At 56.5% G+C, this 18,541-nt stretch carries 18 protein-coding genes; 5 read left to right on the top strand and 13 right to left on the bottom strand.

Annotated elements, in window-relative coordinates; all coding sequences use genetic code 11:
• Nucleotides 1-306: 306 nt before the first annotated feature.
• The 3 genes from IT781_RS19435 to IT781_RS19425 form a co-directional block, all read right to left on the bottom strand.
• Nucleotides 307-723, bottom strand: a complete 417-nt coding sequence (locus tag IT781_RS19435; protein ID WP_194971838.1) for a cupin domain-containing protein — start codon at nt 721-723, stop codon at nt 307-309.
• Nucleotides 724-755: 32 nt separating this feature from the next.
• Nucleotides 756-1,511 carry an SDR family oxidoreductase gene (locus IT781_RS19430; RefSeq protein WP_194971837.1) on the bottom strand — a complete coding sequence of 252 codons (756 nt, stop codon included), beginning with the start codon at nt 1,509-1,511 and terminating at the stop codon, nt 756-758.
• 167 nt (nt 1,512-1,678) lie between these two features.
• Entirely contained in the window at nt 1,679-2,632 is a 954-nt protein-coding gene (locus tag IT781_RS19425; RefSeq protein ID WP_194971836.1) for an alpha/beta hydrolase, read from the bottom strand.
• A gap of 860 nt (nt 2,633-3,492) precedes the next feature.
• Between IT781_RS19425 and IT781_RS19420 the strand changes: the two genes are divergently transcribed.
• Nucleotides 3,493-4,353, top strand: coding sequence for a hypothetical protein (locus IT781_RS19420; protein WP_194971835.1), 861 nt, complete (start codon nt 3,493-3,495; stop codon nt 4,351-4,353).
• Between the two features lie 148 nt (nt 4,354-4,501).
• Here the strand turns inward: IT781_RS19420 and IT781_RS19415 are convergent, their stop codons facing one another.
• From IT781_RS19415 to IT781_RS19405, 3 genes are all read right to left on the bottom strand, one after another.
• Nucleotides 4,502-4,897: a GFA family protein gene (locus IT781_RS19415; RefSeq protein ID WP_194971834.1), complete on the bottom strand. Its 396-nt coding sequence runs from the start codon at nt 4,895-4,897 to the stop codon at nt 4,502-4,504.
• Nucleotides 4,898-4,934: 37 nt separating this feature from the next.
• Complete coding sequence (locus IT781_RS19410; protein ID WP_194971833.1) at nt 4,935-5,393, bottom strand: GNAT family N-acetyltransferase; 459 nt, start codon at nt 5,391-5,393, stop codon at nt 4,935-4,937.
• Nucleotides 5,394-5,484: 91 nt separating this feature from the next.
• Nucleotides 5,485-6,039: an NADPH-dependent FMN reductase gene (locus tag IT781_RS19405; protein ID WP_194971832.1), complete on the bottom strand. Its 555-nt coding sequence runs from the start codon at nt 6,037-6,039 to the stop codon at nt 5,485-5,487.
• Nucleotides 6,040-6,694: 655 nt separating this feature from the next.
• On the opposite strand from IT781_RS19405, the gene IT781_RS19400 reads away from it, so the two are divergent.
• Complete coding sequence (locus tag IT781_RS19400; protein WP_194971831.1) at nt 6,695-7,108, top strand: glycine zipper family protein; 414 nt, start codon at nt 6,695-6,697, stop codon at nt 7,106-7,108.
• A gap of 124 nt (nt 7,109-7,232) precedes the next feature.
• Here the strand turns inward: IT781_RS19400 and IT781_RS19395 are convergent, their stop codons facing one another.
• The 5 genes from IT781_RS19395 to IT781_RS19375 are packed head-to-tail and all read right to left on the bottom strand — an operon-like array spanning nt 7,233 to nt 14,119.
• Nucleotides 7,233-10,550, bottom strand: a complete 3,318-nt coding sequence (locus tag IT781_RS19395; RefSeq protein WP_194971830.1) for a response regulator — start codon at nt 10,548-10,550, stop codon at nt 7,233-7,235.
• A gap of 30 nt (nt 10,551-10,580) precedes the next feature.
• Entirely contained in the window at nt 10,581-12,389 is a 1,809-nt protein-coding gene (locus IT781_RS19390) for a methyl-accepting chemotaxis protein (protein WP_194971829.1), read from the bottom strand.
• Nucleotides 12,390-12,418: 29 nt separating this feature from the next.
• Nucleotides 12,419-12,934, bottom strand: a complete 516-nt coding sequence (locus IT781_RS19385; RefSeq protein WP_194971828.1) for a chemotaxis protein CheW — start codon at nt 12,932-12,934, stop codon at nt 12,419-12,421.
• Nucleotides 12,931-13,302: a PleD family two-component system response regulator gene (locus IT781_RS19380; RefSeq protein WP_194971827.1), complete on the bottom strand. Its 372-nt coding sequence runs from the start codon at nt 13,300-13,302 to the stop codon at nt 12,931-12,933. The genes IT781_RS19385 and IT781_RS19380 overlap by 4 nt, the downstream gene beginning before the upstream one ends.
• 13 nt (nt 13,303-13,315) lie before the next feature.
• Nucleotides 13,316-14,119, bottom strand: a complete 804-nt coding sequence (locus IT781_RS19375; RefSeq protein ID WP_194971826.1) for a PleD family two-component system response regulator — start codon at nt 14,117-14,119, stop codon at nt 13,316-13,318.
• A gap of 264 nt (nt 14,120-14,383) precedes the next feature.
• Between IT781_RS19375 and IT781_RS19370 the strand changes: the two genes are divergently transcribed.
• Nucleotides 14,384-15,694, top strand: a complete 1,311-nt coding sequence (locus IT781_RS19370; protein WP_228779285.1) for an MFS transporter — start codon at nt 14,384-14,386, stop codon at nt 15,692-15,694.
• Here IT781_RS19370 and IT781_RS19365 read toward each other — a convergent pair whose 3' ends face one another.
• Both IT781_RS19365 and IT781_RS19360 read right to left on the bottom strand, forming a co-directional pair.
• On the bottom strand, nt 15,695-16,087 hold the full coding sequence (locus IT781_RS19365; RefSeq protein WP_194971825.1) for a diacylglycerol kinase: 393 nt from the start codon (nt 16,085-16,087) through the stop codon (nt 15,695-15,697).
• A 3-nt stretch (nt 16,088-16,090) separates the two neighbouring features.
• Nucleotides 16,091-16,717: a phosphatase PAP2 family protein gene (locus tag IT781_RS19360; RefSeq protein ID WP_194971824.1), complete on the bottom strand. Its 627-nt coding sequence runs from the start codon at nt 16,715-16,717 to the stop codon at nt 16,091-16,093.
• 233 nt (nt 16,718-16,950) lie between these two features.
• On the opposite strand from IT781_RS19360, the gene IT781_RS19355 reads away from it, so the two are divergent.
• Nucleotides 16,951-17,403, top strand: a complete 453-nt coding sequence (locus IT781_RS19355; RefSeq protein ID WP_194971823.1) for a DUF4112 domain-containing protein — start codon at nt 16,951-16,953, stop codon at nt 17,401-17,403.
• A 183-nt stretch (nt 17,404-17,586) separates the two neighbouring features.
• Entirely contained in the window at nt 17,587-18,489 is a 903-nt protein-coding gene (locus IT781_RS19350; protein ID WP_194971822.1) for a cation diffusion facilitator family transporter, read from the top strand.
• Nucleotides 18,490-18,541: the final 52 nt, after the last annotated feature.

The following is an 18,541-nucleotide window of genomic DNA, read 5'->3' as shown; positions in this document are numbered from 1 at the left end:
CATAAAAGGAAACTTCACATAATGGCACTTATGCAAAGCTTTGCATAAGTGCCATTTCCAGCCTGTCGACAGTAGTTTCTAATGGCAGCTATAAGTCACAAATTGTTCGCTCAACTACAATGCTAACCGGCGCACTGGGAGGACTGAATGAAACACCCGCAACCTGCCGCGCGGCAGGTTGCGCAGATTGTTAGGCCGGACGCACGAATGCAAGATCTGACACCCATTCTTCTCGCAGTCACTTAGAATCGATTTCTGTTGAAAACCGGGGAGGGGCGAACACTTACGAATTTTCCAGGTAAGACCTCAGTTCCCAAATGGGATCGTTAGTTCCGTCTCGTTCGTGTCCACCACGAATACCGCGAGGAGCTTGGCCGGCTTCGTCTCGCTGGCATTGGCGCTGACACCGTGGCGGTCGCCGGGCAGCTCGGAGAAGTTCTGTCCGGCCTCGTAGGTCATCACCGGTCCGTCGTTGACCTGACTGCGGATCGCTCCCTCAAGCACGGTCGCGTAGATGAAGGCGGATTTGGCATGCGTATGACCAGGCGAGTAGCCGCCCGGGCCGTATTCGACGAGCACGCCCTTGATACTCTTGCCGGGAACGTTTGGCAGCTCGTGCTGGTAGACCAGGGTCACCTTGGCGTTCTTCGACTTCGGCGCCTCGGCGAGGACGCTGCCGGATGGCAGGGTGGCGAAGAGCAGCGAACAGAGGATGCGTTTCATGGAGTACTCTCCTTCGGTTGGTGAATGCAGGATCAGGCTCTTGCCTCTGAGCGGCGGAGCCATTCATCGAAACCGATGCGGCCGAGGCGTGCTTCGCCCAACGGCACGAGCGAGTGCTCCTCAACCCGGCCGCCGAAGTAGCGGGCCTCGGGGTCACTCACAACCTCACGCGGGTCGCCGACCGCCTTCAGATAGCGGGCGACGATTTCGTTGAACGGGGCTCGTTCCGGGCCGGCGATCTCGACGATGCCGTTTCGCGGCGCCGCGAGTGCCACTTCGGCGACGATGGCAGCAACGTCGTCCGCCGCGATGGGCTGAAACAGGCCGGGCGAAAGCCTGACGACATTTCCATCCGTACTTGAAGCGGCGATGCCGCCTAGGAATTCCATGAACTGGGTCGAGCGAATGATGGTGTAGGGGATGCCGGAGGTCTCGATCAGTTTCTCTTGGGCGACCTTGGCGCGGAAATAGCCATTGTCGGGCGTCCGGTCGGTTCCGACGATGGATAGCGCGACATGGTGCCGAACGCCGGCTGCGGCTTCCGCCGCGAGAAGGTTGCGGCCGGAGGTCTCGAAGAATTCCAGCACCGCCTTGTCTTCAAATGAGGGTGAATTGGCGAGGTCAATCACCACCTGCGTGCCGGTCACGGCCTCTTTGAGGCCCTCGCCGGTTATGGTGTTGACGCCGCTTTTGGGCGAGGCGGCGACGACCTCATGGCCGCCCTGACGCAGAATGGCGACGATCTTCGAGCCGATCAGGCCTGTGCCGCCGATGACGACGATCTTCATGGTCTGCCTCCCTTGTCGATGAGTATAGGAATTTCAAACGCTATTGTGCCAATGACTGCTGTTGCTGGCGTACCTCCTTTCCACTCCAGTGGAACTCATGCCCAACGCCCCAGACCCGCTCGGCTCGCCGGCGACGGTAGGCATCGGCGTCGGCACCGAGGGTTCGGTCAGGTCAGGAGCGCCTTGCGCAGGGCGTGGATCGCCTGTTCGATGGCCGCTGTCGCAGCCTGCGTGGCTCGGACGGGATTCAGCATCATGAAGTCGTGTATGATGGCGTTATAGCGAACGCTCGTCGTCGGCACGCCGGCCTGGATGAGCTGCCGTGCATACGCCTCGCCCTCGTCACGGAGCACGTCGTTCTCGTCGACGATGACCAGCGCCGGCGGCAATCCGGCGAGCTGCTCGCGCGATGCGCGCAGCGGCGATGCCGTGATGTCGCCCCGCTGGTCGCGCTGCGGAAGGTACGCGTCCCAGAACCAGGCCATCGCCTTCTCGGTGAGGAAGGGACCGTCCGCGAATTCCCGGTAGCTGGCACTGTCTTGCGCCGCATCGGTCACGGGATAGTAGAGTGACTGGTGCACGAAGTGCACGTCGCCACGCTGCTTCGCGAGGATCGCCAGCACCGCGGCCATGTTGCCGCCGACCGAATCGCCGGCGACGGCGAAGCGGCTCGCATCAAGGCCCCTTCGCGCGCCCTGCGCCACGATCCAGCGCGCTGTCGCATACGCCTGCTCGATCGCGACGGGATGGCGAGCCTCAGGCGAGCGATCATACTCGACGAAAGCGACAGCGGTCTCGGCGCCCACGGCAAGCTCGCGAACGAGCCGATCGTGAGTGCCGGCATTGCCCAGGATCCAGCCTCCTCCGTGCACGTAAAGGACCACGGGCACGACGGCCGGCGCGTGGACCGGCTTCACGATGCGCACCCGCACGTCACCGACCTCGGCCGGGACAGTGATCCACTCCTCTGCGACATCAGGTTTTTCGATCGGCGCGGCCTGGATGTCGTCGAGCACCTTGCGCGCACCTTCCGGGCCGAGCTCGTAGAGGAACGGCGGCTTGGCGGTGAGGTCGGCGAACTTCTGAGCCTCGGGCTCGAGGATAGGATTCGTTGTAGTCATGGGCTCCTCCTCTTGCAGTTCGTGAACAGCGGATTGACGCTGATAATGTGAAGGTATACGGCGTTGATGGGCTCTACCTCGACGGCGCGTCACGATCTTCATGGCCGCCCTCGTGCCCTTCGCCGCCGAACAAAATTATATGGTTTCCGCATATCTACGCTGCTTTTTTTCTGTAATCAACCAATTTATGATGTTAGTTGACTAATTTATGATGTTAGTCAAGTTAGCTAACTTATATCACCCTGAAATTTCATGATATCCAGTTCCAGAGATCATGACGATGTTGGCAATTCCTCCTGATTTAGCTCTAAAAACCATGATGATCTATGCTCATGCTGTGCAAAGCGCCACAATTAAGCAGGCTAAGAGTCCATTGGATTTTGAGCTTTGATGAACACTAACTTTGTATGCCTGCTTTGAAATAATAAATAATATGCGGACCTCCGGAAATATCGGTAGAGCGACTGACAAAGGTCGATTTTTGCCTGTTTGATTGACTGGCCAAATCCGGCCCGTTGTTGTGTCATGTAGGATGTTGCCGGTGAAAAATATGCCCCTCACAGTCAGTGCGCTTCACTATGTTCAACACATTCCCTGACAGGAAATGATTGATTCAATGGAGTTTCAGCAAACGGAATAAGCGGTCGTACGAATAGCCATTCGCCCTGCAAAACAGGTATATAGCCCTGACTCTTCAATTAACTGATTTTAATGTCAATTATTTCGAGCGCTAAATGTCAGAGGAGCGAACCATGCCAACCCATCCGTTACTGAAGTCCGTTTTCTTGTTAATCTCAACGCTGATCATGGTAATAATGAATCACTCACTTGCAGCAAATGAGATGCAAGAAATCGGTGATTTGCCTAACCAAGATACCATCCTTAGCGCGGGAGATCTGATGTCGGCCGGCGCTGCCAAGAGACGCCGCGATCATGCCAACGCCGCCGACATTACGAAGGATTCGCGTGCCGATGGTTACAATGATTTTCTTCGCCTGGTTTGGGTGCCGCCTGGAACAGCTGTGACATCGATCACGCTGGGCAAACGTGCTTTTTTCACTGCCGCTACGTTTTTCAAGCCGCCCGCGACAGTGGACGGTTTCCTGGACTTCATAGGCAACTTCTACCGGGATGGTCAGGATCTGGTGGTAATGCGCTGCCGGCCGACGCCTGAACAAAGACAGGTCGTCAACCCGCTGCTCGCCACATGGCCCAATGTACTACCTGCCATTGCCGGTGATCTTGGCGGACCAACTGGCAACTGCGCTTCCCCGAACCTCAATCCTGGCGAGCAACAGATCTGCAACGTGGCAAGACAATACGAAGATGTGCCGCAAGATGTCTATATAGATGGCGTGAGAGAGATGGCGGAGCTTGCGTCCCATTTGTATGACACCCCGGAAAGCGCCGACTCCCTGCGCACGGACTACGGCATATTTCCGGCATTCACCGGTCTAGGCTTCGCTGTCCGGGGCAGTTCTGCCAACGGTGTAACGCCCCCCATGACGACAGGCTCCATCTTGGCCGACTCAGTGGTGCCAGAATACTTGCTGGTTAACGCCAAGCTGGAGGATGCCACGTGCCGATGCGTGCAGGTGCCCGACTATAAGCAGCGCCATACCGCCCAAGTCGACTCAGACTTCATCTGGAAACGCGGTAAGCTCGATAACGGGGCATGTCGCCGAATCGACAGGCTTCCAGCGAGTGCTCAAGCCTTTTAGTGCACCCAGCGCACCGACGGCATGCTCTCGAGCAAGCGACTATGGAGGCGGTAAAGGCGCACTAACAGGCAAGAGGCTGCCGGCGCGTCGCTTCGCGATTGGCGCGCTTCTCGAGGTCATTTGGAGCCGTTACTTTCTGGTCAGCGCCTCACCGTCCCGGCTGCCATTCCGCATAAGCCGGCATATCTTCGTATTCAAGCCATGGGACATCATGCGATGTCCAGATGTGCATCGAAGATTTGATGCCCGGGTCCTCATCAAGCGTCGCAATGCGAACGATCACATGAGGCTGGCCTAAACGTTCGGCGACCAGATGGGAACCGCACACGGAACAAAAATGGCGCAGCTTGCCCGGAGACGACATGAAGGATGAAAGCCTGTTCTCACCCTGCAGCCAACGGAAGTGCTTGCGCTTTACGCCAGCGGTGGAGGCAAACGGCGCTGCGTGCGCCTTTCGGCAAGTCTGGCAATGACAGTGGCCGACAGGCATGTCAATGCTTTCGATTTCGTATTTAATGGTCCCGCATAAACAACTACCCTTCATTTTCATTCCTTGCTACCGGTAGCGGTAGCCTCCAGTATTATTGAGCCGGAATGGCATAGTGATAGACAAAAAACTGTTCATCACGCCGCCAACCGGCCGATTGATATAGCGCTTGCGCCGTGTCGTTGCTTATCGCCGTTGACAGCGAAAGGCGCGCCGCAGCCAATGATTTGCCGAATTCCACCGCCGCTGCCAGCAGTAAGGAAGCAACGCCTTTACGGCGACTGCTCTCGCGCACAAAAAGATCATTGAGCACAAAGGTTCTGGCAAGCGAGACAGACGAAAAGCTCGGATAAAGCTGAGCGAACCCGATGGGAACGTTCGCATCATGAGCGATAAACACGGCCGACTCGCCATGATTGAAACGGGCCAATAGAAACTCGCGCGCGGCACGAATATCGCTCTCGCGGCCATAGAATTGCCGATAGCTGTCAAACAAAGGCGCAAGCGCGTCAATATCCGACGCAGCAGCCTGGTGAATCGTAATGTTGTTCATAACTCTCCTGTTGATGGTTATCCAATGAAAATCCTGATTTCCGCTTCAGCAGCGGCGTGTTTTTACAAAACCTGCAAGCGGGCAAACGTCCTTAGCCTTTGCAGTCTTCAGCCCGATGAAACGCTATTGCGCGCCGGAAAGCCAGAACAGCTTCATGCAGCGCGGCGGAAATTTCGGGATCTGAGACAATCTCTAGCTCATCAAGTTTCGAACCGAGAATCGGCACGGTAATAGATGCCTCATCGATGATTCTGGCGGACATCACGGTGATTGTCTCCTTCAGGGCGGCCTGTGCGTGAGTTGCCCGCGGCGAAGCATTGAGCAATGCGACGGGCTTGTTTACGAAGGCCTCGCAGCCCACCATCCAGTCCAGGGCATTTTTCATGACGCCGGTGACGCCATGCGCGTACTCCGGGCTCGCTATCAGCACCCCGTCTGCGCCGAGCAGGCGATTGCGCAAATCCGCTACCGCTGGCGGATCGATGGCTTCGATGTCCGGGTTAAACAAAGGCAGCTTATCCATGCCGTTGTAGAGCTCAATCCGGACATCCGCCGGCGCCAGTTTCGAAACGGCGCGCAGCAGCGCGGTATTCAACGACGCCTTGCGCAGGCTGCCGCTGATGGCCAGTATTTTTGTCCTTCGCATTGATTGTTCCTTGAGTGGGCTGTTCCCTGCGTGATTTTACAGTTTATATCATCCAGGTCGAACAAATAAGCCGGTGAATTGATTTATATGAATGTCTATAAAACCGACCATTCCGATCTTGGAATGGCGTTTCAATACAATCATTCTAACACTTAAGATGTGTAACTGATGTTACGTAGTTGTAGGGTCGAATTCACTGGCGTCCCTTGCGGGTATTCGCGCAGTCTGCATATCTCGGTCGTTCCGGATCGAATCCCCTGAAAGGCACAAGTACCCGAAGGGCATAAATGAATTCGACCCTACATTACAGATCCGATAAAACAGAACTTAGGTCGATTCGTGCATAACATCAGAACCTAAGGATTTTCTGTGGTTTCCGCCTGTCATATCCTTGAGATACTGGTGCTTGGCGCCTGCGGCAACGCATCCAGGAGGCATCGACGCGCACCAGAAAGCCAGGGAGGTATTTTTTACTTGGCCTGAAGGTTTCGCAACTCATAGCAAAGCAATAGGTGTTACCGCAGGTGATGGTGTAGCATTGGCACTGTCCTGGCGCTATACCGGAATCGAGCCGGACGGATAAAAGGCCGAGCTGCAGTTCCGGCGTTCGGCACAAGATCGTTTCCCCAATTATCCTCTGAAATAGGAGATTCTCATGTTCAAGATTTTTTTGATCCTTGTCGCTGCCCTGACAGTGGAAGGCTGCGCATCGACTCGCCCGGTTCTTTATCCCAATGAATATTACAACTCCGTCGGCCCAACGGTCGCGAACGGTGATATCGCGAACTGCATGCATCTGGCAGAGGCGGCCGGAGCCGATTCCAGCAGCGGCGCTGGAGATGCGGCTGCCAGGGCTGCCGGGGGCACTGCCATCGGCGCTGCAGCAGGCGCCGTGGGAGGCGCTGTGGTAGGCTCAGCGGGCTCTGGGGCGGCGATCGGAGCGGCCACTGGCGCGACCGCCGGACTGCTGAACTGGATATTCGGCAAGCCGCATAGCAATCCTGCTTATGTAAACTTCGTAAACAGATGTCTTCAGGAGCGCGGGTACGAACCGGTTGGCTGGGAATAAACATTCATTACTCGCGTAGCTGGTGCGCTCGGTGTCTGCGAGCAGGCGCTTGCGGCCCCGCAAATGCCTTAATCATTAAAGCGCCGCAGCCGAACGTCAAGAGAAGCGCAGCATTTTTCCCTTATCATGCCGCCTGAATCAATTTTCGCGCCAGCAGGCCGTTTAGCTTGACGATCAGATCGTCCTCGCTGAACGGCTTGGTCAAGTACAGCGTCACGCCGGCGTTATCGGCCTGATCGCGATGTTTTTCGCTGGAACGGGAAGTAATCATGATCAGCGGGATAGCCTTCAGGTCCGGCATCGTTCTTAAATAGCGGGTCAGTTCGATGCCGTTCATTCTCGGCATTTCCAGGTCCGACAGAATGATATCGGGTTTTCGGGCCTCGATTTTTTCAATCGCATCGAGCCCGTCTATGGCGGTCTGTACCTCGAACCCGGCATCCTTCAGTAATTGCACAGTAGCCTTTCTGGCGGACAGTGAATCGTCGACAACCAGCGCCAGCGTTTTTGCCGCACGCGGTCTGGCGGGCGTCAGCGCTGTGAACTGATCGGCATTCGCGCGCCTTTCGGCATCGGAAATAAGCTCGAACAGATCAACGACCGGCGCGATCTGGCCGCTGCCCAGCATTACGCCGCCCAGAACGCCGAAAACCCCTTTCAGGTAATCGCCGAAAGATCGGATCATCAAGTTTTGGTAACCGACGACCTGATCGACCAGCACAACCTGTTCGGAACCGTTGCGGGCCTTGAAAAGCAGGCCGGCCGCCTTGTCGGGCATCCGGTTTTTGCCGCCCAGCCCGAGCAGGTTATCCAGCGTATCGGCCGCGTAGCGGTGCTCCTCGACCTGATAGTGGAGAGAGCCATCCGCCTCGACCGACAAGCTGCCGTCCAGTGCGCAGAAAATGTGCCCGATGCCGTGTTCCGACACCGCGAAGGTCTGCCCGCCTGTTTTGACCAGAATCATCGGCGCGTCATAGCGGTTGGAGGGCACGTTTATGGTTACGGACAGACCGCAACCAGGCTTCGAGGCCAGATCCATGACGCCGTTCATGCTCGCGACCTGTGCCTGGATGGCATCCATGCCGATGCCGCGCCCGGACACATGGCTGACCTGCTCCTTGGTCGAGAAGCCGGGGCGGAAAATCAGCCGGTGTATCTGCTCGTCCGATAACGCCTGCTGATCCGTGACCCAGCCCCTGGCCTGCGCTGTCGCCCCTATTTTGGCCGTATCAAGGCCGCAGCCGTCATCCTCGCAGCTGATAGTGAGCGCGTTACGGTCGTTAGCAAAACTCAGCCGTATAGCGCCCTGCCCGGGCTTGCCGGCTTGCACGCGGCTTTCCGGCGCTTCGATGCCGTGATCGACGGCATTACGCAGCAGATGCATCAAGGCATCGGTCAGCCCATTCAGGATTTCGCTGTCGATCAGGGTATTTTCGCCGCTGATTTGCAGCTCGACGTCCTTGCCGGTCATTCTGGAGGTCTGCCTGACGATGCGCTGGCAGCGCGGAACGATCCGCTGCACGGGCACCAGCCGCAGGTTCTGGACGCGCTCCAGATGCTCTTTCTGCACGGTGCGCTGTTCGATCAGGAGATTCTTGCCGTCGAGCAATTGCCGGTGCATCTGCGCGTTCTGTTCGCGCACATCGGCCGCGGCTTCGGCCAGACGACTGAGACAGGTATGCACTTCGCTGTACTGCTCCAGTTCCAGCGCATCGAAGACCTGGCTGCCACGGCTGTCCCTGGCCGTCACGCTCTGGATATTGACCAGCCGGTCCATCTCGGCGACCAGTTCGCTGAGCCGCCAGGTCAGTTCGCGGACTTCGTCGCTGCCGGTCAGCAAGCTGCCGATCTTGTCATGCACCCGCTCGCCGATACTGCCCGCTTCGGCGGCCGCTTCGATGATCTGATCGAGCATGGCCGACGGAATGTTCGTCTTGGCCTTGGCCCGATCGTCATCCTGGCCAGTATTTTCCGTTCCCGCCGGCACATCCGCTTTGGGGGCTTCATCCGAAACATCCAGGCCGGTCAAGCCTTCTTTCTTGATCCGGTAATCCCAGTCCAGAACCTGTTGCAAAATGGCCAGGGCCTGTTCCGGCGCGGCGCCCTGCCCTTGCAGGCATTCGGACATGGCGGCCAGACAATCGGCCGCATCGAGCAGCACAGCCCCGAGCTCTCGACCGGGCAGCGCCTGTTCCGTGTTGAGCGCCTCCAGAATCGCTTCAAGGCTGTGCGTCAGATTGGCGATGCCGTGAACGCCGATCGTGTTGCAGGCCCCTTTCAGGGTATGGGCGATGCGTTGCGCCTCCAATAGCCGCGCCTGTGAGGCATCGGCGCCGATAATGGCCTGAATGGCCGCCGAGAAGTTTTCCGTCAAAACCGGCAATTCGTGCAGCAAGGCCTGCACCAGTTCGCCGTCGACATCGCCGGGTATCGCCAGCGATACGTCATCCGGCCCGGCGATGGTTCTTTCGAGACTGGCGCGCTGCGTGGCGGAATCGGTCACGGGCACGTTAAGCGCCTCGAATAACCGGCCCTGCATCGCATCCGGCAGCGGCCGGCGCCAACCCGGCTCATGCAGATGCCGGACCAGTGCGCTGCAGTGGGTATCGTTACCGATGTCGGTCAGATACTCCTGAATCAGTATCAGCGCTATGCCGAAAAGATTGCATTCCGCGTCGTAGTCATGGTCGTCAGCGGCCTTGGCGACGACATTCAGCCAGAGCCTTCTGAATACATAGCTCAGACCGAACAGACCCACCGTTTCGCAGGCTTTGTTGATATTTTCCAGCAAAAAATCGTTGGCGCTCAAGGACTGCTGATATTCGGTCAGCGATGCGCAATTAAATTTGGCCAGCGTATGGGTCAGGTCATCGGCGACTTTGCCGAATACCTCGCTGATCATATGCACCAGCGCCAGGTCTACCGGCTCGACCGGCCTGTCGGCCAGCGGCTCTATGAACGGCTCGTCATCAGCCTGGAGCTCGATTTCTTCTGATAACGGCACAGCCGGGGCTTCTGCCGTAGAGCCCGCGAATTCGATCAGGCCATTGATCAGCTCGATCGCATCGTCCTCATTCAAAGGCTCTTGCCATATAGGGTCTTGAAGCAACGAAACCCAGGCGACAATAACTTTTTCATCAACCGGCGCCTGCAGATAGTGACGACAGGCTTCATGCCAACGCTGTAACAGGGCCTGCTCCGACGCGGACAATCTGTTTTCACGGCTTGCAAACAAGAGATCCAGGTTTTCGGCATATAAAGCGATCAGGTCCATCAGGGCCGGCGTGCCGGCTTCAACAAGCTGCTCGGCCAGGATTTGCCAGCCTTCGCTAAGCTGCTCGGCCAGTTCCTGGCGGCTTTCATCGCTGTTGGCCGCCAGCAGTTCCTCCAGTTGAAGATCGAGCTGATCCAGCGTTGATCTGAATGGTTCCAACACGCTCATTGAATCTTGCGACATACAGTAGGCTCGCTATCAGGCAGGCAGTCTGAACACGCGGACTTTTTTCAGCAGTGTCTCGGCGTCATTGACAAGTCCTTCTGAAAGTTGTGACTGCGCCTGTAGCTGAATATGGGTTTTCTTCGTGCTTTGCTGAATCACTGTGGCGCGTTCTTTCAGGATCTGCCCCAGTTTGACCTGCTTCATGGCTTTGTCGGCGATGTCGTGTACATACTCGACCAGCTTCACAGTCACGTTACGCGTGTCTTTCATCCGGTCGCCCGCCTCTTCGGCCAGTCTCGTACCTTCAACGACCTGAGTGATCACGTCGTTCATCGTGTTGACGGCGTCGGCCGTGTCGACCTGAATGTTTTTCACCAGCAGCGAGATCTGGCCGGTCGCTTCGCGCGAGCTTTCCGCCAGCCGCTGCACCTCGTTCGCGACAACCATGAAGCCCCGTCCCGCTTCACCGGCCTGCGCGGCCTGCATGCCGGCATTCAGGGCCAGCACGTGCGTGCGCTCGGCGATTTCGTTGATGATGTTGACGGCGCCGGCGATTTCCTGCGAGCGCTCGCCAAGCCGCTTGACCCGCTTTTCGATCTCGCGAATGATCTCGCGGATCTTGTTGATGCTCTGTACGGTGTCGGTCACGGCCTGCAGCGCCGTATCGGTGGCCTGCATGGCCTCCTTGGACGAGTTGTTCGTGGTCTGGGAAATGCGCGCGACATTCAGCATCATCATCACCGCCGAATTCAGCTCCTCAAGCATTTTCTCCGTTTCCATCCGTTCCTGTTCGGCAAAAACCATGACGGCATCGGACTGGCTTTTGACCTTGCTGGACGACAGGTTGACGCGCTCCGACACCTGGTTCACGTCCTTCAGCGTCGATGCCGTCTCCTGAGCCAGCAGGTTGATCGCATCCGACAATGTGCCGGTGATGTCTTCGGAAACCGGGATGTTGACGGTCAGATCCCTCTGACTCAGACGGGCAACTGACTGCAGCAAGGCGATGACCGAGTTGTTCAGCTCGGCTCTGGCCTTTTCCGAAGCGGCCAGCTTCTCGGCCCGCTCGTCCAGCAGCGCGTCGAAGCTGCGGGCCAGGATACCGATTTCGTCTTTGGCGACGGCTTTGGCGCGCGCCTCGTAGTCACCCTGGGAAATCTTGTTCACCAATGCCGTCAGGAACCGGACCGGTTTCAGGACGCTGAACTCGACGACCGCCACATACAGACTGATCAGCAGAAAAACCAGGGCCAGGCCGAGAGTGGCTGTTTCCTGTTTAAACTGTGCTATCGATTCTTCCGTCGTTTTGGCGGTCTGGATTTTCAAGCGCTGGGCCTGTTCGGCAATATGCTGAATCGCATCCGTCGGGGCGCGGTCGATGCCGCGCACCTTGTCATCGACATCACGATAACCGAGGCCGTCTTTGTTCATGAATAATAATGGAATCGCCGCATGGTACTGTTCAGTCAGACGATCATGCTCGACCAAAAACTGGTCGGCGGCCTTAATGATGTCGGGATATCCCTCGGCGAGTCGGCGCAGTTGCTTGACGGCGTTTTGGGTTTGCAGGCGCATGTCCTCGAACTGGGCGCTGTATTTGTCATAGTCCTTTTGCACATGGCCTCGTATCAGCATGTTTTTCCATTCCTGCACCTGTTTCTTGAACAGGACTGTCGCCTCCAGAGACAGATTCGCAATTTTATTGGCCTGCTCGTTGCTTCTGGCCATTTCTTCGGAATAAGAATCCATGCGTTCGAAGGCGTAATAACCTAGCACGGCCAGGACCGCCAACATCAGCAGAAAGGCACCGTGAAGCTTGAGTCGTATACTTAGATTTTTCATGTTTTTGATTATTGTTCAATCAGATATTGTCAACAGGACTTCGCGTTTTCAGCGAGAAACGTGAAAAACTCCGTTTGGTTGAAGGCCAACCAAACTGTCTCTTGTTGCAGATAGACTTTATTCACCTGAGCGGCAATCAGATCGGGTACCGGCACATCCGCTGCCGGTGTTTCCATGAGCGCCGTCAGCCACTGCGGCGAGACTTTCAACACGAAACCCAGCGCCTGCTTGCCTTGGTCCAGGACCAGCACCATCGGCTTGTTGAGATCGGCCGGCGCTTGGAGCAACAGCGCATGCAGATCGAAAACCGGAATCAGGTTGCTGCGCAACGCCATGACGCCCGGCATCCAGTTCCGGGTATGCGGGATTGGCCGGATTTCCGGGTTCATGACGATCTCTCCGGGGCACTGTTCGGGAAACAGAAAGCCTAAAGGGCCTATCCTGAAGCCATAGCGCTGCATGCCCTGAACCGCATTGGCTGAAACAGTAGGGCCGAGGTATGAATCCGGTAGCCCGGCCTCGGTTTCTTCGAGCAGCGCGCTCACCGCTCGAATACCTTTATCTGGTCCAGAATCTCATTTTTCAGATAGGGCTTGGTGATATAGGCCTTGCCTCCCTGCAATTGAGCCCAGACTTTATCGGCCTGCTCGCCCTTGCTGGACAGAAAGATCACCGGGATATCCCGGGTGGCCTCGTCATTGGCCAGTTTGCGGCAGGCCGTGAAGCCATCGACTTCCGGCATGACGATATCCATGAAAATCAGGTCGGGCTTGCCGTTGACTGCGATGGCCTCAATCGCGGCTTTGCCTGAGTGCGCCGTCATGACTTCGTATCCGGCCTCGGTCAGGATGTTTTTCAGATTGCTCAGTTCGACAACCATGTCGTCGACGCATAAAATTTTTCTAATCGCCATCGCGACTCCCTTTTTATTGTTTTTTGTAATTGCTCAGCCAGTTCATGATGCGGTCCAGCATGTTCTGGAATTCATCGGACTTGATCGGCTTGGTAATGTAATTCGTGCAGCCGGCCATGACGCCTTTGACTTCATCCAGCGGCGAAGTCCTGGCCGACAGCATGATGATCGGTGTTTTCTTCATCTCGGCGATTTTCCTGATCCGGCCGCAGGTTTCGTAACCGTCCATGCCCGGCATCATGACATCGAGAAAAATGAAATCGTAGGTTCTTGCCGCCACCTTGGCGAGGGCCCGTTCGCCGCTCTCGGCGAAATCGACGCTCAACGGCAAAGAAGCTTTCCCCAGTTCCAGCGCGATGGTTTTCTGCATCAGTTCGCTGTCGTCCACGACAAGAACGGCATAAGCATAGGTCTTGTGCTGCGGGGCTCTGGCATCGGCCACATAGTTATTGGCTTCAGAGGGGTGTTCGCTGTTGACGAAGGCCTGTCTGTTTCCGGCAGGGATTTTGACCTGGTCGAGTACACGAATGACCCGGGTCGCCAACAACAATCCTTTAATATGATAATCGGAGCCTTCGGGTTTGTCGGACTGGCCGACGGTCACGACCGGGGTTTCAGGATGCACGGCATCTATAGGGGCTTCACTGCCGGATAACGCCTTATTATCGATATCGACAATCAACAGATCGGCTCGATCAGTCAATTCTGCAATAGTGTAAGTGCGCTCCCGGTTTCCTGTCGCTTGAAAAATTTTCTCGATTTTTTCGGCATTTTTTTCAGAAAAACCCCGCAACCCCACTTTCAAGTTTTTTGTCATTATTTGTCTTGCCCCAGCATGGTTAGTCCTGAACAACCCCGCTCCATGGGAGCCGAAACTCTATCAGTGCTATATGACGATTTTGTTACAGAAGAGAGTCAGCTACAGTTAAATCTCAAAAATGTGAGACAGTCGCGATTTTGCACAAGTTGGCTTTGAATCAGATAGGGGTTTTTCTGGCTCAATCCTGTAAGCCTTTACAAAGCATGTTCAATAAAGGCTAAACCGGCCTTGCGATGTACGAGTTGAAGGTCAACTTGCCGCATGATGGTAAACTTATGCGTTCTTGTGCCTGCGCTTGCGGTACGTGCTTTTGAATACAGCTTTATTAAGGTCACCCTCATGTCAAAATCCCTGAACGGATTCGGCGCGCTGCGTCATCGTAACTTCGCCCTGTATCTGAGCGCAAAACTGCTCGCCACGATCGCCGTGCAAATGCAACTCGTCGCCGTGGGCTGGCAGATTTATGCGCTCAGCGGCGATGTCATGGATCTGGGCCTGGTCGGCCTGTCGCAATTCGCGCCTTTCGCCGTGCTGATCCTGATCGCGGGGCAGGCCGCGGATCACTGGAACCGGCACCGGATCATCACGTTGTGCTTTGTTGTGGAAATGCTCTGCGGCCTGCTGTTGCTGGGCTTTTCTCTGGCAGGGCTGAAAGAAGTCTGGCCGGTGTTTGCGGTCATGGCGCTGTACGGTTCGGCGCGCGCGTTCATGATGCCGGCCAGTCAGGCCATCGTGATCAATCTGGTGCCGTCCGAGCGTTTCGGCAACGCCGTGGCGCTGAACTCCTCGCTGTATCATGTCGCCGTGATCGTAGGCCCCTCATTGGGCGGATTGCTGTATCTGGCCGGGCCCGAAACGGTCTACGCTGTCGTTGCCAGCCTTCTGGCGCTGTCGGCGCTGCTGATGCTGTTTATCCACACTGACAGGAATGCGGCTGCAAGCCGGCAGCCGGTTTCCTGGCATACGCTGTTGGAAGGCCTGCGTTTCGTGCGCGCCAAGCCGATCATACTGGGCGCGATTTCGCTGGATCTGTTTGCCGTGCTGTTCGGCGGCGCGGTCGCATTGCTGCCGGTCTATGCCCGCGACATCCTGCATATCGGCCCGCACGGCCTGGGCCTGCTGCGCACGGCGCCGGCCGTCGGCGCGGCGGCGACGGCCGTGCTGCTGGCCTGGCTGCCGATTACGCGCAGGGTCGGACGCTGGATGTTCGGCGGCGTCGCGCTGTTCGGCTTGGCGACGGTGGTGTTCGGCCTGTCCAGAGACTTTTACCTGTCGCTGCTGATGCTGTTTCTGATGGGCGCCGGCGACATGGTCAGCGTCTACATCCGCCACCTGCTCGTGCAGCTTGAAACGCCGGATGCGATCCGGGGCCGCGTCAGCGCCGTCAATTCCGTGTTTATCGGCGCCTCCAACGAGCTGGGCGAATTCGAATCCGGCATTACCGCCGCCTGGTTCGGGCTGGTGCCGGCCGTGGTCATCGGCGGTGGCGCCACGCTGCTCATCACGCTGTTGTGGATCGGCCTGTTTCCATCGCTGCGCCGTATCGACCGCTTTCCTCAGCCGCAGCGCTGATCAGCCCGGCCTGATCACAAACCATAGCCGGCCCAGTTCCGATACGATCACCACGATCCAGATCAGAATGCTGATGCCGGCCGCAGCCGCCGCAATGTCTTTGATGACTTTGATTTTCTGGTTCTCCCGGTTTTCGACGAAATCGCACAGGGTCTCGATGGTCGTGTTGAACATTTCGGCGATAAGCATGAGGCCGGTCGCCGAAAATACCGACAGGAAATCGATCCACTGGCGAAAATAGAAGCATACGGCCAGAACAGCGATCGACAGCAGGACTTTGTAAGCGACGCTGAAATCATACAGGATGGCGTAGCGCAGCCCTGAAAGGATGATCTTGAATTTTTGCAGGGGATGATAACCGCTCTGCCCCGTGCCCAGGAATTTGTGACGCATGGCTCAAGTGACCCTGATGCCGATCGTATTCAGAAGATGTGCGACGCCCAGGATCCACAGCAACGCCAGCACCAGGCCTGCCAAGACATCCGAGGGGTAGTGCACCTGCAGATAAAGGCGCGACAATGCGACCATGACAGCGACCGGCGCCGCAATGACGAGAAACCAGAATGCCCTTTGCATATCGAGCCGCCTTAGGATCAGGTAAAGTGCGATCACGAAAGCCATGACCTGTGCGGTATGGGCGCTCGGAAACGAGGCATTTAAAGGCATCGTGCCGATAAACGGAAATATATCCGGCCGGACGCGCTGGAACAGGTATTTGGCCAAATGCGCAATAAGGCTGGCGCCGCCCAGGCTTAAAATCAGAAACCATGCCTCGCCCCAATGACCGTCCCTGACCAGAAACCACAGAATCAGAACCGCCGCCGGCAGCAACAAATAAAGCGATCCGAAATTAGTAAAGAACAGAAACAGCCGGTCCAGCCAGAGGTTGCGGAGTTTAGAGATATGGGTAAGAACAATTTTGTCCCATAGGAATGGCGGCGCGCTGAAGTGTTCGATGATAAGCAGCAACACCACCATAATCAGCCACAGAACCAGAGTTGTCGTCAGTTTCGATAAAGTCATAGCGTCGCCTTGAAAAGCCGTTGCGCAGCAGCGTTGATTATCGGGTAGAGCAGGACTCTCTGCTTGATTTTGATGCCGGTATGCCGCAATTTGTTCCGGGGCCTTCCGATGTCCCCAATTCTGCCCTGTAGAGCGGTTGTTTATGTACGCAATCGTACAGACTGCGTTTATTTTTATCGGCAAGCTATATTGCGCCCTAAAAACAATTAGCCACAGTTCAGGAGATACAATAAATGGACAAATTGAAGCAATTGGAGCAGCTGGCCAGACTGCTGGACAATTCATTCCGCATTCCGGGCACCTCCTTTCAGATGGGGCTCGACAGCCTGATCGGCCTGATTCCCGGCATAGGCGATACCACGGGCGGGATTTTATCCACTTATATCATCTGGCAGGCTGCCAGAATGGGAGTCCCCCGCGTTGTGCTTATGCGCATGGGCGTCAATGCCATACTTGACGCGCTGCTGGGAGCGATACCGTTTTTCGGCGACATCTTCGATATCGCATTTAAAGCCAACCGGAAAAACATCCAGTTGCTGAACAGTTACTTTCAGTCCCCGCAGGCCGCTGTCCAGCGAGATACCGTTTCAATCGCGCTCATAGCCGCTTCCATTATTGTCGTAGTCGGGCTCGTCGCCTGGCTGACGATCAAGCTGCTTGCCTGGCTGATCCACGCTATCGGTTAAGCAGTCTGCCGGCATGTCCTGAGCCTCCAGGCTAGAGCCAATAGAAGCGATTTAACGATTTGCCGGATTTCAGTTTTATTTGCTACGATCCGTCCTATACTTACTTAATAATCCTTTAAGCGCCCAGACGCATCGGCTGCTTTATGATCCCGTATTTTTAATCCAACCCGTCCGGCAACAGTCATGTCACACTCCAGCTCAATCACCGCCATTTTATATGCATTGGCCGCTAATCTCGGTATCACGGTCGCCAAGGCGGCAGCCGCATTCTGGACAGGCTCGGGCTCGCTGCTGGCCGAGGCGATCCATTCCCTGGCCGACTCCGGCAATCAGATATTGCTATTGATCGGCATGCGGCGCTCGAAAAAACAGGCCACCCAACGCCACCCCATGGGATACGAGCGCGAGGCTTATATCTGGTCTATGATGGTCGCGATTACCTTATTCTCGGTCGGCGGCGTATTTTCCGTCTATGAAGGCTGGCTGCGCTATACGGACCCGCACGAAGTCGAAAATGCCGGCGTTGCGTTTCTTATTTTGCTGATTGCGGTCGGTTTGGAATCGTTCTCGCTGAAAGGCGCGCTGGCGGCCCTGGAGGAAGAAAAAGGCAAGCGCACGCTGTGGCAATGGTTTCAGGAGACATCCTCCAGTGAACTGATGGTCGTGACCGGCGAAGATATCGCCGCCCTGGCTGGGCTCGTCATTGCAATGGTCATGCTGGGCCTGACCATGATGACCGGCAATACCGCGTTCGATGCCATAGGCTCCATGCTGATCGGCCTGCTATTGATCGCCGTCGCGGCAATCGTCGGCCGGGAAGTGCACTCGCTGATCCTGGGCGAGAGCGCCGAAGGCATCCGCGACAACGTCAAACAATATCTGGAAAGCCAACCTTGCGTGCGGCAAGTCCTGAACCTGTGGGCGATCAACCACGGCAACAGCGTCATGGTCACAATCAAGGCCGAGCTGACGCCCGACATGGCCGTGGTCGATGCGGTCGATGAAATCAATGCCATGGAAAGGCGGATCAAAGAGTCTCATCCGCGGGTGAAGTGGATCTTTTTCGAGATTGATAATGTGGATTAGTGTGATTACCGAGGGAAACTGACGGACTAATTACCGAGGGACTTTGTCGTTG

The organism is Methylobacter sp. BlB1 (genome assembly GCF_015476545.1).
Lineage (GTDB): Bacteria > Pseudomonadota > Gammaproteobacteria > Methylococcales > Methylomonadaceae > Methylobacter.
The sequence above is the reverse complement of the archived record's forward strand: the minus strand, read 5'-3'. Positions and strand labels throughout refer to the sequence as shown.

Bases quoted from the DNA above. Each gene is read 5' to 3' on its own strand.
- IT781_RS19435 (WP_194971838.1), bottom strand. From the start codon at position 723: ATGAAACGCATCCTCTGTTCGCTGCTCTTCGCCACCCTGCCATCCGGC.
- IT781_RS19430 (WP_194971837.1), bottom strand. From the start codon at position 1,511: ATGAAGATCGTCGTCATCGGCGGCACAGGCCTGATCGGCTCGAAGATC.
- IT781_RS19425 (WP_194971836.1), bottom strand. From the start codon at position 2,632: ATGACTACAACGAATCCTATCCTCGAGCCCGAGGCTCAGAAGTTCGCC.
- IT781_RS19415 (WP_194971834.1), bottom strand. From the start codon at position 4,897: ATGAAGGGTAGTTGTTTATGCGGGACCATTAAATACGAAATCGAAAGC.
- IT781_RS19410 (WP_194971833.1), bottom strand. From the start codon at position 5,393: ATGAACAACATTACGATTCACCAGGCTGCTGCGTCGGATATTGACGCG.
- IT781_RS19405 (WP_194971832.1), bottom strand. From the start codon at position 6,039: ATGCGAAGGACAAAAATACTGGCCATCAGCGGCAGCCTGCGCAAGGCG.
- IT781_RS19400 (WP_194971831.1), top strand. From the start codon at position 6,695: ATGTTCAAGATTTTTTTGATCCTTGTCGCTGCCCTGACAGTGGAAGGC.
- IT781_RS19395 (WP_194971830.1), bottom strand. From the start codon at position 10,550: ATGAGCGTGTTGGAACCATTCAGATCAACGCTGGATCAGCTCGATCTT.
- IT781_RS19390 (WP_194971829.1), bottom strand. From the start codon at position 12,389: ATGAAAAATCTAAGTATACGACTCAAGCTTCACGGTGCCTTTCTGCTG.
- IT781_RS19380 (WP_194971827.1), bottom strand. From the start codon at position 13,302: ATGGCGATTAGAAAAATTTTATGCGTCGACGACATGGTTGTCGAACTG.
- IT781_RS19375 (WP_194971826.1), bottom strand. From the start codon at position 14,119: ATGACAAAAAACTTGAAAGTGGGGTTGCGGGGTTTTTCTGAAAAAAAT.
- IT781_RS19370 (WP_228779285.1), top strand. From the start codon at position 14,384: ATGATGGTAAACTTATGCGTTCTTGTGCCTGCGCTTGCGGTACGTGCT.
- IT781_RS19365 (WP_194971825.1), bottom strand. From the start codon at position 16,087: ATGCGTCACAAATTCCTGGGCACGGGGCAGAGCGGTTATCATCCCCTG.
- IT781_RS19360 (WP_194971824.1), bottom strand. From the start codon at position 16,717: ATGACTTTATCGAAACTGACGACAACTCTGGTTCTGTGGCTGATTATG.
- IT781_RS19355 (WP_194971823.1), top strand. From the start codon at position 16,951: ATGGACAAATTGAAGCAATTGGAGCAGCTGGCCAGACTGCTGGACAAT.
- IT781_RS19350 (WP_194971822.1), top strand. From the start codon at position 17,587: ATGTCACACTCCAGCTCAATCACCGCCATTTTATATGCATTGGCCGCT.